Source organism: Nocardioides sp. (assembly GCF_030149505.1).
GTDB lineage: Bacteria > Actinomycetota > Actinomycetes > Propionibacteriales > Nocardioidaceae > Nocardioides.
In genome coordinates, this window is sequence record NZ_JASBRN010000074.1 from 26570 (window position 1) to 38464 (window position 11895).

The following is an 11895-nucleotide window of genomic DNA, read 5'->3' on the forward strand; positions in this document are numbered from 1 at the left end:
GCTCAGTCCTCCCTCATGACCCTGGCCTGGATAAGACCGTAGGGCCGGTCCGCGGCGAAGAAGACCTCACCGGGGTTGTCGAGGCCGAAGGGCTCGAGGTCGACGAGGAAGTGGTGCTTGTTGGGGCAGCTGAGGTCGATCGAGGTGACCGCGTCGTGGGTCTCGAGGACCGCGCGGCCCATCGCGTAGATCGTCTGCTGCAGCGCGAGGCTGTGGTGGCCGGCGAAGGTGTCGAGCAGGGTGCTGGTGATGCTCGCGTGGAGGGCGTCCCAGTCGTGGTCGGTGCCGTTGTAGGTCCAGGTCGCGGTGAGGCTGGTGGCGAGGATGCGGTCGTCGGTCTCGACCAGGGTGGTGTAGCGGTCGCGCGGGAAGCCGTGGAACTCGGAGTCGGTGGACTTCAGGATCGTGCAGTCGCTGACCCCGGCGGTGACGCTGGTGCCGTCCGCGCCCCGCTCGACGCGGGCCGTGCGGGTGCTGGTGCCGTCGCGGAGGAACGCGTGGTCACCGAGGCGCCCCCAGGTGTGGGACAACGCGGTCATCTCCGCGCCCGTGACCTGGTCGAAGCCGTCGACGAAGTGGTCGGCCAGCCGCAGCATGAAGGCCTCGGGGGAGTCGATGCCGTCGCGGGCGAAGGCGTAGACGGTGTTCTTCTGGGTGTCGGTGGCGACGACCAGGCTGTTGTCGCCGTCGAGGTGGCAGGCCTCGAAGTCACCGCGCAGCTGGGTGGTGACGGTGAGGTCCTCGACGGTGTGCGCGTCCTGGTCGCGGTTGACCCGGACCAGGCGGCACTCCGCCTTGCCGTACTGGTTGGGCCCGAGCACGATCCGGCTCATCTCTCAGCTCCCGCGGTAGGTCGAGTAGGCGAACGGGCTCAGCAGCAGCGGCACGTGGTGGTGCGGGCGCGCGGCGTCGGCGACGAAGGTGAGGACGACCTCGGGGAAGAAGTCGCTGATCGCCGCGGTCTCGAAGCGCAGCGTCGTCGCCCCCTCGACCTCGGTCGCGAACCTGGCGCGGCCGTCTGCGTCGGTGACCTGCTCCTCGGTGGCGCCGGTGAGTGTGCGCAGGGTGACGGTGACGCCGGCCGCGGGCTCGCCCCGGCCGGTGTCGAGCACGTGGGTGGACAGGCTGCTCATCGGTCCTCCTCGACCTCATCGTCGGGATCTTCGTCGGGCTCTTCGTCGACCAGGTCCTCGAGCCGCAGCATCGCGATCTCGGTGAGCTGCTGCTTGGTGACGGCCAGTTCCGTGGCGTCGTCGTGGGTCAGGCGCTGCTCGAGCAGCTCGAGCATCTCGGCCGCGGAGCGGCCGGCGGCGCGGACGAGGTAGATCCGGTCGAACCGCTCCTCGTAGCGACGGTTCGCCTCCACGAACGCCTCCCGGTCGGCGTCGGTCACACCGGCCTGCTCGCGGGCGGAGGTCGCCGCGGTCGAGCCGGTGCCGCGCTCGCCGATGCGGGGGTGGTCGGCCAGCGCGTGGTCGAGCTCGGCGTCTGACCAGGTGGCCAGGAGGTGGGCGGTGTCGAGCAGGGTCCGGCGGTCGGCGTACGGCCGGCGGACCAGGAGGGCGGCGACCCACCGCTCCACGTCGGCGCAGCCGCGCAGCGCACGCGCGGCCTCTGGCGCCTCCATGGCGTTGAGCTCCCCGAGCCGCACCGCACCCTCCTCACCGGACCCGGCCCCACCTCGGGCCGGCTCTCCTGGGGTGAAACTAGTGCTCCGATGTTAAGCGCGTCTGGAACTCGTGTTTCAGCGTCATTTCGTCTCTCCGCGGAGCGCGGCAGGACCGTCAGCCCAGGGAGACGGCGAGGTCGAGCAGCGCGCGGTCGCGGCCGGGGGCGGCGACGAGGCTGACGCCGCAGGGCAGGCCGGCGCGGGTGGTGAGCGGGAGCGAGACGGCGGGGGCGCCGGCGAGACCGGCCACGCAGGTCAGCCGCATGGTGGCGTCGCGCACCGCCTGGAGGCCCTGGCCGAGCAGCGGGGCGACCGAGGAGGACGACGGCAGCACCAGGACCCGGTCGCCGATGAGGTCGCGCAGCCGGGCGCGTGCGGAGACGACGGCGTCGTACGCCGCGTCCGCGTCGGCCTTGTCGATCGAGGCGGCGTGGCGGAAGCGGGTGCGGACGTCGGCGCCGAGGGTGTCGAGGCGGTCGGCGAGCCAGCCTCCCCGCACGGCCCAGGCCTCCCACGCCTGCCACGTCTGGAACGCCTGCAGCCACGAGGTCAGCTCGCCCAGCGGCCAGCCCTCGCGCACGATGAGGCCCTGGTCGGCGACCCACGCCTCGACGGCCGAGCGGACGTCGGGCTCGGCGAGCGCGAGGAGCTCGGGGACGACGACGAGGTCGGTGCCACCGCTCCCGCTGTCGGGCGGCAGCAGCACGTCGCCGACCTCGCGCAGCAGCGCCGCCGAGCGGGTCAGCCAGCCGACGGTGTCGAAGGTGGGGGAGAGGGCCAGGACGCCGTTCATCGGCAGCGAGCCGTGGGTGCTGCGGATGCCGGTCAGGCCCTGGTACGCCGCCGGCACCCTGATCGAGCCACCCGTGTCGGTCCCGAGGCCGATCGTGGCGTGCCCGAGGGAGACGGCGGACGCGGAGCCCGACGACGAGCCGCCGGGGACCCGGCGTGGCGCGCGCGGGTTGGGCGGGGCGCCGAAGTGCGCGTTGGTGCCGGCCAAGGAGTAGGCGAACTCGTCGGTGCGGGCGATGCCGCGCAGCGAGGCGCCGGCCTCGACGAGGGTGTCGACGACCGTCGCGTCGGAGCGCTCGACGGGGGCGGCGGCCTCCCAGGTGGGGTTGCCGGCGCCGACCTTCTGCCCGGCGACGGCGAAGAGGTCCTTGACCGCGACGCTCTCGCCGACCAGCGGACCGGCCGGGGCGCCGGGCACGAGCGGGTCGCCGACGACCCGCCAGATCCGGGTGTCGAGGGCGGGGGCAGGCACCGAGACGTGGGCGGCGGTGACCTTCCAGCCGCCGCAGAAGTCGTCGTCGGTGCGGGCCCAGAGCTGGGTCTGCTGGCCGCGGCCGCCGCGGGCGAGCTCGGTCACCGCGACCACGAGAGCGTGGTCGGGGTCGGTGACCTGGACGTGGGTCTGCACCAGCCGGCGGGCCGGCGCACCGCCACGGCCGGAGCGGAAGGCGGCGATCTGGTCGTGGCCGACGAGCAGGCCGTCGGCGTCGCCGCGGAGGGTCGTCGTGGCGGGCGCGAAGAGCCGGTCGAGGACCTCGACGTCGTCGCTCATGAGCGCCTGCTCGTAGGTGCGGAAGGCTTCGACCAGGCCCGGCGGCACCGGCAGGGAGGGGCCGCTCATCGGGCGAGCCCTGCGAAGTCGCTCTTCCGGATGCGCGCGTGCACGCCCTTGACCACGTCCACCACCTGGGAGATCTCGAAGTCGGTCGCCGCGGAGAGGTAGGCGTAGGCCATCCGCGGGTCCATGCCGTAGCGGGCGACCAGCAGGCTGATCGCGTGCCGGACGCACTGCTGCACCGCGACGTCGAGGTCCTCGTCGAGCCCGGTGGGGACGAGGTGGTCGACGGTCTCGGCGAGCGGGGAGACGACCTCGCCGAACTGCGCCACCGCGTCGGCCGCGGGCACGACGTCGAGCCGGACGGTCGCGCGCAGCGAGGCCTCCAGCGCGGTCAGCGCGACCTCGCCGTCGCCCTGCGCGAAGTGCGGGTCGCCGGCGTAGAAGAGGGCGTCCTCGACCTGCACGGGCAGGTAGAGCGTGGCGCCCGCGGTCAGCAACGAGATGTCGAGGTTGCCGCCGTGCACCCCGGGCGGCACCGAGTGCGGCCGCTGGTCGCCGGCCACCGCGACCCCGAGGATGCCGAGGAACGGCGCCATCGGGAAGCGCACGACCGGCCCGTCCCCGATCGGGCCGGGGACCAGGCCCATCTCCGCGTGCGTGCCGTCGTCGGCGACGCGGGCGAAGGCGGAGAAGACGTCGCCCTCGAGCGGGTACTCCCCGGGCAGGGCACCGCGCCCGTGCCGGTTGGACACCACGCCGTACGGCACCCGCGGCGCGGTCTCGAGGAGCGTGATCGCGAGCAGGTCGCCCGGCCGTGCGCCGGTCACCGCCACGGGGCGGCTCACCACGTGCGGCCCGTCGACACCGACGACGTGCGGGGCGTCGGAGGCCGCGAGGGCTCGGGCGTCGGCGAGCACCGGCACGTCGTACGCCGCGAAGAACCCGTCGGGGTCGCGACCCTGGTCCTCGAGGATGCCCTCGTGGCTCAGCGTGTCGAGGGTGACCTCGTCACCCGGCTCGACCCGCAGCACCGGCGCGTCGGCAGCGCAGGGGAGGCGTCCCCACAGGACGTTCTCGACCGTGGAGGGCAGGTAGGCCCCGCGGATCGGGCCGGTGCCGATTTCCAGAGGGTCCATGCCAGAACCCTAGGGGGACGTGACGTGGCTCAGGCGTCCCAGGTCCAGGAGTCGAGCACCTGCTGGTTGACCGCGGTCGTCAGATCTTGATCAGAACGCAGAAGCTCGAAGCGAGGCCTTGGCGCGCCGGGGCCCGCGATGGCCGTGAACGAGATCAAGTCTGGCGCTTGCCTTCTGTAACTCTCGTCTACCTGGACGTCCCACCCCTGTCCCTGACGCCGCACGCGGGTCCCGGCCTCGGCAAGGAGGGCTCGTGGGTCGCCGCCCCAGGCCCAGTTCGGGAGCTGAATGACGGCTCGCGGGGGGCGGGTCCAAGGCACGGGCTTCACCTTAGGCTGAGCAGGCGAGACCTCCCCGGCCACCGAGTCCGTCGAGAGTCCGCGCGCAGTCCGCAGAACGTCCGTACGCAACCGACCAGAGGCAACTGCACTCAACAACGTCGTTGCAGGTCAGAGCCAACTATCGACAAGCACCGACGACTGCCAATAACTGCGACTACGTTCCGCTTCAACGTCTGAGGCACGTCGCGGCCCCCTGAGACGGGGCTGGCACGAGCGGCGCCGGTGCCGGTTGGCTGGCCGGCATGACCCCCACCCCCTGGCGCACCGTCCCGCTCACGGACGACTACGGCCTCCCTGGTCGCCGGCCGCCGGGGGCGACCGACCCGACGGCGTACCTGCGCACCGTCGAGGTGCTCGGCGCGGACGTCCACCACCTCGACCTGCCCGGCCCGACGCCGGACGCCCCGGTGGTGCTGCTGGTCCACGGGCTCGGGGGGCGCTGGCAGCACTGGGCCGAGAACCTCGCCGGCCTCGCGGAGCACGCGCGGGTGGTGGCGCTGGACCTGCCGGGTTTCGGGCGGTCTTCGCCGCCGAGGGGTGGGTACGCCGTGGACGGGTTCGCCGACGTGGTCGCCGCCCTCGCCCGGGAGCTCGCCCTGCCGCCGCTCACCGTGGTCGGCCACTCGCTGGGGGCGCTGGTGGCGCTGCGCCTGGCACACCGGCACCCCGACCTGGTGTCCTCGGTCGTGCTGGCCGGTGGCACCGTCGGCGCCTTCGCGGAGGTGCTGGGGCTGCGCCGTGCCGGCCACCAGCTGCGGCACCGCCCCCGGACGGTGGCGGCGACGCTGCTCGAGGTGATGACCGCCGGGCTCCCGGTCCCCGGCCTCGTGCGCCGCCAGGTCGTGGCGCGCGCGTGGCTGCGCCGCCTGCTGCTCTGGCCCTACCTCCACCGGCCCGCGGACATGCCCGCCACTGGCATCGCCGCGCTCGTCGACGGCGTCGGCACCCACGGCGTCCTGCGGATCGCCCGCTCGGTCGCCACCATGCGCGTCGACCGGTGGCTGCACGAGGTCGACCACCCGGTGCTGGCGATCGGCGGCGAGCGCGACCACGTGGCGCCCCTGGACCAGCTGGCCGCCTTCGCGCGTGCCGTGCCGTCCGCGGAGACGGTGGTGCTCGCGGGGGTCGGTCACATGGTGATGCTGGAGTGCGCCGACGCGTTCACCGACGAGGTGCTGGCGTTCCTCCAGCAACCGCGCTCGTGACCGGTCGTGGGCCCCGGGTCCTCCACAGGGTGACGCTCCGCGCGCCTGTCCACCACGGCGGCGATGACGCTGGACCGAGGCTGGCGCATCGACCAGTCTCGCTCCATGCAGAGGGACGACGTTTTAACGCTATCCGTTATTAACGGAGCGCGTTATGCTGGTGGCACGTGATCAGGTCCTTCGCCGACCGGGACACGGCCGCGTTGTGGCAGCACGAGCGCGTTCCTGGTCTGGACGCCAGGATCCTGCGCGTGGCGCTACGCAAGCTGGTCCAGGTGCATGCGGCGACGAGCCTGCAGGACCTGCGGGTCCCGCCCGGCAACCGGCTCGAGCTCCTGCGGGGTTCCAGGCAGGGGCAGCACAGCATCAGGGTGAACGACCAGTGGCGGATCTGCTTCAGGTGGAAGGACGGAGGGGCTGAGGATGTCGAGCTCGTCGACTACCACTGAGCCGCAGGGATTGGAGCCGATCCACCCCGGTGAGGTGCTGATGAGCGACTTCATCGAGGGCTTCGGCATCACCCAGCACCGCCTGGCCGTGGCGATCGGGGTCCCGCCGCGGCGCATCAACGAGATCGTCCACGGCAAGCGGGGCATCACCGCCGACACTGCCGTGCGGCTGGCCCGCTACTTCGCGACGTCACCGGAGTTCTGGATGAACCTGCAGACCCACTACGAGCTGGTCGTCCAGCAGCGCGCCCTGGGCGACGTGGTGGAGGGCATCATTCCGATCTCCGCCTGACGACGGGTCGCGGATCCGCGTCAGATCACCAGGGCGACGACGACCCCCACCAGTGCGACGATCGCCAGGACGATCAGCACCGCGGGCCACAGCGGTCGTCGCTGGGCGTTGAGCGGCTGGTCCACGCTCGGACGGCGGCGGTGCTCCTCGGGACGCAACGGGTGGTCGGGGTCGTAGGGACGGCGCGGGTGCTCGGGATCGACGGTCATGACCGATCCGTGCCCACTGGGAGCGGCGAGGCATTCGCCCGGGAGGGTGGGTCGGACCTGCTCAGGACGCCGAGGCCACCCAGCGGTCCAGGGCTGCCCCGAGGTCGGCAGGCGTGACCGGCTTGGGCACGAAGTCGTCCATGCCCGCGGCGGCGCACCGCTCGCGCTCGCCCTCGGTCACGCTGGCCGTCATCGCGAGCACCGGCACCCGCGGCCGGCCCTGGGTCAGCTCGCGCAGGCGCAGCTCGCGCGTGGCGTCGTACCCGTCGAGGACGGGCATCTGGCAGTCCATCAGCACCGCGGCGTACGCCGTGTGCTCGAGCGCGTCGAGCGCCTCGCGGCCGTCCCCGGCTACGTCGGAGTCGTAGCCCAGCGAGGCGAGGATGCCCTCGGCGACGATCTGGTTCACGTCGTTGTCCTCGACCACGAGCACCCGGGGACGGACGGGGCCGCCCTCGGCTGGCGGCGCGGAGCCGACCGCGGCCGGGGTGACCGGGGCGACGGCCTCCGGGGTCTGCGGGGCCAGCAGCGCCGAGAGCAGGCCCCGCAGACGTGACATCGGCAGCGGCTTGGCCAGGATCTCGCGCACCCCGGCGTCCCAGGCCTCGTCCTGGTCGACCTCGGTGTCGGAGGTCAGCAGCACCAGGCGCGGTCCGGAGAGGTCGGGGGTCGTGGTGATGGTCCGCGCCAGCTGCAGCCCGTCGACCTCGGGCATGCACAGGTCCAGCAGCACCACGTCGTACGCCGCCTCGGACCCGCGCATCCGGGCGACCGCCTCCGCGGCGGACCCGACGGTGTCGACGTCCATGCCCCAGGCACCCAGCTGCCCGTCGAGCACCATGAGGTTGGTGGCGTTGTCGTCGACGACGAGCGCGCGCAGGCCCTCGAGCGGCTCCTGCGAGGCGGGCCGGACCGCGGGCGGGTGCTCGGCGGCGAGCAGCGGCAGCCGGAACCAGAAGGTGCTGCCCTCCCCGGGGGTGCTGTCGACGCCGATGGTGCCGCCCATCGCGGCGGTGAGCCGGGCGCAGATCGCCAGTCCGAGCCCGGTGCCGCCGTAGCGACGTGTCGTGGAGGAATCGGCCTGGGTGAAGGGGTCGAAGAGCCGCTCGCGTCGGCTCTCGGCCAGGCCGATGCCGGTGTCGCGGACCTGGAACCGGACGACAGGGGCGTCTGGCGTGCCACCGTCGAGGTGGGCGCTGATGACGACCTCGCCGTCGTGGGTGAACTTCACGGCGTTGGTGGCGAGGTTGAGCAGCACCTGGCGCAGCCGGCCGGGGTCACCGCGCAGGGCGGCCGGCACCTCGGGGGAGCAGTAGGCCAGCAGCTCCAGCCCGCGGGCGCGCGCCGGCTCGGCGACGATCGCGGCGACGTCCTCGACGACCTCGGTGAGCAGGAAGTCGATCGACTCCAGCTCGACGGCGCCGGCCTCGACCTTGGAGAAGTCCAGGACGTCGTTGATGATCCCGAGCAGCGCGTCGCCGGCGGTCTGCACGCCGCGGGCGTACTCCCGCTGCCGCTCGTCGAGGTCGGTGCCGAGCAGCAGCCCGGTGAGGCCGATGACGCCGTTCATGGGGGTGCGGATCTCGTGGCTCATCGTGGCCAGGAAGGCCGACTTCGCACGCGAGGCGGCCAAGGCCTCGTCGCGGGCCCGGGCCAGCTCGAGCGCAGTGCGGCGCTGCTCCTGCAGCAGCGACCAGGTGCGCAGCATGGCGAGCCCGACGAGCACGACCATCCCGCCGCCCGCGGCGACCGCGCTCGGGAGCTGGTCGTCAGCGGCGTCGAGCACCAGCATCGCCGTCGGCACGAGCAGCGGCAGCACCGCGACCAGCAGGCGCGGGGTCACCGAGGGGAGCGGGTCCGCGGCGCGGGGCGAGGAGGGGCGGGTGCGGGTCAGCACCGCCCACGCCATGGCGAGCGCCCCCAGCATCCAGCCGAGGTCGAGCGCGGCGTCGACGACGGTGCTGGACTCCACCAGGAGGAAGCCGATGTCCGAGAGCAGCCACGCGGCGACACCCAGCCCGAGGGCGGGCCCGACGACGGACCGCGCCTCGCGCACCCACAGCACGCGCAGGATGAGTCCGAGCAGCGTGCCGTCGAGGACCGGGTAGGCCGCCCAGACCAACCGGGTGCCCCAGCCCACCGAGGTGTCGTCGAGGATCCCCTGGACCGCCAGCTCCCAGAGCACGAGCAGGCAGACGACCACGATCGTCGCGGCGTCGACGGCTCCCTCCAGGCGCTGGTGGCCGCGGTCGGTGTTGAGCAGGCTGAGCACGAGCGCGGCGCCGAGGAGGACGTAGGAGAACAGGTAGAGCGGGTCGGCCCACGAGACGTCCGGCTCTCCGGACGTCCAGTAGTACCCGTACCAGACGACGTCGGCCAGGGCCGTGGAGGCGATCGCGCCAGCCACCAGCAGGCTCAGCGTGCGGGCCAGGCCGGTGCGCCCGCGGCTGCCCCACCAGCCCAGGGCCGCTGCGGCCAGCATCACGACCAGGTACCCCACGTCGTACGCCGTGCCGTAGGCGACCACGTGCAGGACGAAGAGCGCGAGGGCGAGCGCGACCAGGGCGGCGATGGCACCGCGAGCGTTCACCCACCCCTGCATGTGGTCGGCTCCTCTCCGGCGGCAGCGCGTCCGTGTGCGGACCCTGTCCCCACCCTGCCGCATCCGGGGCGTCGGCGCCGGGGTATCCGCCTGCGGGGACCACCTGGCGCGACGTACGGTAGGTACGAAGACCTCGGGGGCCCACGTGCCAGGCTCCTGCTGAATTGGGAGCAAGCATGGAACTCGACGCGCAGGACATCCGCGCCATCATCCTGAGGATGAAACGGGCCCACGGCCACCTCGCCAGCGTGATCCGCATGATGGAGGAGGGCTCGGACTGCGAGTCGGTCCTCACCCAGCTTGCGGCCGTCAACAAGGCCCTCGCGCGCAGCGGGTTCGCGATCGTCGCCACGGGCCTGCAGGACTGCATGGCGGACGGGCAGGCCGACGAGGCGGACCTGAAGAAGATGGAGAAGCTCTTCCTCTCCCTGGCCTGAGCGCGCCACGAGACCCTGTCGGGCGTGACCTTCTGACGGGTTGTGGCGTTGGTCACGCCATGACCCGCCTGCGCCTCCTCCTCGCCAGTACCGCCACCGCGGCCCTCGCGGCCGGGCTCCTCCCCGTGGGAGCGGCCTCGTCGGCCTCCCCGGACGCGTCCGGAGGCCTGGTTGACGGCGATGAGCGGCTGCTGCCGGCCGGCCTGGAGTACGTCGCGCTCGGTGACTCGTGGACGGCCAACGTGGTCCTGGTCAACCGGCAGGGCGTGCCGGACACGACGTACGCGCCGATCGACTGCGCGCAGTCGTACACCAACTACCCCAAGCTGCTCGCGGAGGCCTTGAGCGTGGGGGAGTTCCGGGACGCCTCGTGCGGATCGGCGACGACCGACGACTTCTACGAGCCGCAGACGGGGCTGCCGCTGGGCGGGACCAACCCCGCGCAGTTCGACCGGCTGACCCCCACGACCGACCTCGTGACCGTCGGCATCGGCGGCAACGACGCCGGCATCTCCAGCGCCGGGCTCGACTGCCTCAACGTCGTGCCCGCCGAGACGCCGCTGTCGGACTCCGGCCAGGGCCTGCCGTTCGGTGGCTGCAAGGCCAAGTACGTCGTCGACGGCGAGGACTCCATCGCGCAGCGGATTAAGGAGTCGGAGACCAAGCTGGTGCGGGCGTTCCGGGCGATCCACCGGATCGCCCCCGGCGCGCGGATCCTGGCGATCGACTACATCAACGTGGTCCCTCGTCGCGGCTGCTACCCGACGGTGCCGGCCTCCGACGAGGACATGCGCTGGATTTCCACTAAGTTCCGCCAGCTCAACCGGATGATCAAGCGCGCCGCCGAGCGAGGCGGCGCCGAGTACGTCAACACCTTCCGCCGTACGCCGCAGGGCGTCGACCTCTGCGGTGACCCCAACGTGCGGTGGGCCGAGGTCTACGGTCCCTCCGCCAACGACGCGGCCGTCGGCGTGCCGGCGCACCCCAACGCGGCCGGCGCCCGCGGCCAGGCCGCCGCGATCCTCGACCACATCCGCGACACCGACCCGGACGTCTTCCGCTGAGCTGCGGCAGGGACGTGCGTCATGGAGCTGTCTCGATGACTCGTCAATAGACAGACCAACCTGCGGTGGCTGGCCAAAGCCCCCGCGTGAAGTCGCCTCGGGAGAGCGCCGTTCCTCGACTTCGGTCTGCGTTTTGACGATGGCCACCAGGCAGACGACTGCCGGACCGGGTGCTGCCACCATGGGCGCGTGACCGCCCGCCTCGCCGCCGTCCCGACCGAGCGGATGCACCTGGTGCTGATGATGGTGCTGACCTTCACCACCGGGATCATCGACGCCGTCGGCTACCTCGGCTTGGACCGGGTATTCACCGCCAACATGACCGGCAACGTGGTCATCCTCGGCATGGGTCTGGTCGGCGCGGAGGACCTCCCGGTGCTCGGGCCGACGGTCGCGCTGGTCTGCTTCATGGGCGGCGCCGCGCTGGGCGGTCGGGTGCTGCGTCGGGCGGCCGGCCCGTGGACGTGGCTGACGACGCTGCTGTTCGTGTCGGTCGGGGTGGTCTGCCTCGGGCTGTCGGTCGTGCTGCTCGTGGCCGACGAGGCCACCCCACCGCCGCTGGCGCTCTCCCTGCCGGTCACCGCGGTGCTCGGCACGGCGATGGGGGTTCAGGCGGCGACCGCGCGGTTCGTGGCGGTGCGCGACGTGACGACCGTGGTCGTCACCTCGACGATCATCGGCCTGGCCGCCGACTCGCGGCTGGGCTCCGGCCGGGCGGTGGCCGAGGGTGGCGCGGGTCGCCGGTTCCTGGCCGTCGCGCTCATCCTCGTCGGTGCCGCCGCCGGCGCCGCACTGCTCAAGGTCGGCGTCTGGGTCGGCCTGCTCGTCGCCGGCGTGCTGATCCTGCTCGCGACCGGGGTGGGCGCGCTGCATGGTCGGCTCGGTCGTGTGGCCGAGCGCGCGGCATAGCGCGCGCTCAGG

The 11895-nt window shown here is 72.9% G+C and carries 13 protein-coding genes; 6 read left to right on the forward strand and 7 right to left on the reverse strand.

The features are described 5' to 3' along the window. Positions 1 to 2: 2 nt before the first annotated feature. The 5 genes from pucL to Q1V71_RS16950 all read right to left on the reverse strand — a co-directional run bounded on the left by pucL (position 3) and on the right by Q1V71_RS16950 (position 4375). Complete coding sequence (gene pucL / locus Q1V71_RS16930; RefSeq protein ID WP_300645315.1) at positions 3 to 833, reverse strand: factor-independent urate hydroxylase; 831 nt, start codon at positions 831 to 833, stop codon at positions 3 to 5. Positions 834 to 836: 3 nt separating this feature from the next. After that, positions 837 to 1133 (reverse strand): hydroxyisourate hydrolase, encoded by a 297-nt coding sequence (locus Q1V71_RS16935; RefSeq protein ID WP_300645317.1) that lies wholly within the window; start codon positions 1131 to 1133, stop codon positions 837 to 839. Then, positions 1130 to 1651 carry a 2-oxo-4-hydroxy-4-carboxy-5-ureidoimidazoline decarboxylase gene (gene uraD / locus Q1V71_RS16940; RefSeq protein WP_300645318.1) on the reverse strand — a complete coding sequence of 174 codons (522 nt, stop codon included), beginning with the start codon at positions 1649 to 1651 and terminating at the stop codon, positions 1130 to 1132. Before uraD ends, Q1V71_RS16935 begins: the two co-directional genes overlap by 4 nt. Positions 1652 to 1784: 133 nt before the next feature. Continuing rightward, complete coding sequence (locus Q1V71_RS16945; protein ID WP_300645320.1) at positions 1785 to 3302, reverse strand: AtzH-like domain-containing protein; 1518 nt, start codon at positions 3300 to 3302, stop codon at positions 1785 to 1787. Further along, a complete protein-coding gene (locus Q1V71_RS16950; RefSeq protein WP_300645321.1) occupies positions 3299 to 4375 on the reverse strand; it encodes an acetamidase/formamidase family protein in 1077 nt (358 codons plus the stop codon). Before Q1V71_RS16950 ends, Q1V71_RS16945 begins: the two co-directional genes overlap by 4 nt. A 583-nt stretch (positions 4376 to 4958) precedes the next feature. Between Q1V71_RS16950 and Q1V71_RS16955 the strand changes: the two genes are divergently transcribed. The 3 genes from Q1V71_RS16955 (at position 4959) to Q1V71_RS16965 (ending at position 6662) form a co-directional block, all read left to right on the forward strand. After that, positions 4959 to 5921: an alpha/beta fold hydrolase gene (locus tag Q1V71_RS16955; protein WP_300645323.1), complete on the forward strand. Its 963-nt coding sequence runs from the start codon at positions 4959 to 4961 to the stop codon at positions 5919 to 5921. 167 nt (positions 5922 to 6088) lie between these two features. Next, positions 6089 to 6370 carry a type II toxin-antitoxin system RelE/ParE family toxin gene (locus tag Q1V71_RS16960; protein WP_300645324.1) on the forward strand — a complete coding sequence of 94 codons (282 nt, stop codon included), beginning with the start codon at positions 6089 to 6091 and terminating at the stop codon, positions 6368 to 6370. Beyond that, positions 6345 to 6662, forward strand: a complete 318-nt coding sequence (locus tag Q1V71_RS16965) for a HigA family addiction module antitoxin (protein WP_300645326.1) — start codon at positions 6345 to 6347, stop codon at positions 6660 to 6662. The genes Q1V71_RS16960 and Q1V71_RS16965 overlap by 26 nt, the downstream gene beginning before the upstream one ends. Before the next feature lie 20 nt (positions 6663 to 6682). Here the strand turns inward: Q1V71_RS16965 and Q1V71_RS16970 are convergent, their stop codons facing one another. Beyond that, the gene (locus tag Q1V71_RS16970) at positions 6683 to 6871 is read right to left on the reverse strand and encodes a hypothetical protein (RefSeq protein WP_300645328.1); all 189 of its coding nucleotides are present in this window, start codon (positions 6869 to 6871) and stop codon (positions 6683 to 6685) included. 61 nt (positions 6872 to 6932) lie between these two features. Then, positions 6933 to 9473: a response regulator gene (locus Q1V71_RS16975; RefSeq protein ID WP_300645329.1), complete on the reverse strand. Its 2541-nt coding sequence runs from the start codon at positions 9471 to 9473 to the stop codon at positions 6933 to 6935. Positions 9474 to 9649: 176 nt separating this feature from the next. Between Q1V71_RS16975 and Q1V71_RS16980 the strand changes: the two genes are divergently transcribed. From Q1V71_RS16980 to Q1V71_RS16990, 3 genes are all read left to right on the forward strand, one after another. After that, a complete protein-coding gene (locus tag Q1V71_RS16980; protein ID WP_300645331.1) occupies positions 9650 to 9910 on the forward strand; it encodes a metal-sensitive transcriptional regulator in 261 nt (86 codons plus the stop codon). 59 nt (positions 9911 to 9969) lie between these two features. Continuing rightward, positions 9970 to 10974 (forward strand): SGNH/GDSL hydrolase family protein, encoded by a 1005-nt coding sequence (locus tag Q1V71_RS16985; protein WP_300645332.1) that lies wholly within the window; start codon positions 9970 to 9972, stop codon positions 10972 to 10974. A 189-nt stretch (positions 10975 to 11163) separates the two neighbouring features. Further along, complete coding sequence (locus Q1V71_RS16990; RefSeq protein WP_300645333.1) at positions 11164 to 11883, forward strand: DUF1275 family protein; 720 nt, start codon at positions 11164 to 11166, stop codon at positions 11881 to 11883. Positions 11884 to 11895 lie beyond the last annotated feature (12 nt).

Excerpts from the sequence above, each read along its gene's own strand:
- pucL (WP_300645315.1), bottom strand. The coding sequence starts at position 833 with ATGAGCCGGATCGTGCTCGGGCCCAACCAGTACGGCAAGGCGGAGTGC.
- Q1V71_RS16935 (WP_300645317.1), bottom strand. The coding sequence starts at position 1,133 with ATGAGCAGCCTGTCCACCCACGTGCTCGACACCGGCCGGGGCGAGCCC.
- Q1V71_RS16945 (WP_300645320.1), bottom strand. The coding sequence starts at position 3,302 with ATGAGCGGCCCCTCCCTGCCGGTGCCGCCGGGCCTGGTCGAAGCCTTC.
- Q1V71_RS16950 (WP_300645321.1), bottom strand. The coding sequence starts at position 4,375 with ATGGACCCTCTGGAAATCGGCACCGGCCCGATCCGCGGGGCCTACCTG.
- Q1V71_RS16955 (WP_300645323.1), top strand. The coding sequence starts at position 4,959 with ATGACCCCCACCCCCTGGCGCACCGTCCCGCTCACGGACGACTACGGC.
- Q1V71_RS16965 (WP_300645326.1), top strand. The coding sequence starts at position 6,345 with ATGTCGAGCTCGTCGACTACCACTGAGCCGCAGGGATTGGAGCCGATC.
- Q1V71_RS16970 (WP_300645328.1), bottom strand. The coding sequence starts at position 6,871 with ATGACCGTCGATCCCGAGCACCCGCGCCGTCCCTACGACCCCGACCAC.
- Q1V71_RS16975 (WP_300645329.1), bottom strand. The coding sequence starts at position 9,473 with ATGCAGGGGTGGGTGAACGCTCGCGGTGCCATCGCCGCCCTGGTCGCG.
- Q1V71_RS16980 (WP_300645331.1), top strand. The coding sequence starts at position 9,650 with ATGGAACTCGACGCGCAGGACATCCGCGCCATCATCCTGAGGATGAAA.
- Q1V71_RS16985 (WP_300645332.1), top strand. The coding sequence starts at position 9,970 with ATGACCCGCCTGCGCCTCCTCCTCGCCAGTACCGCCACCGCGGCCCTC.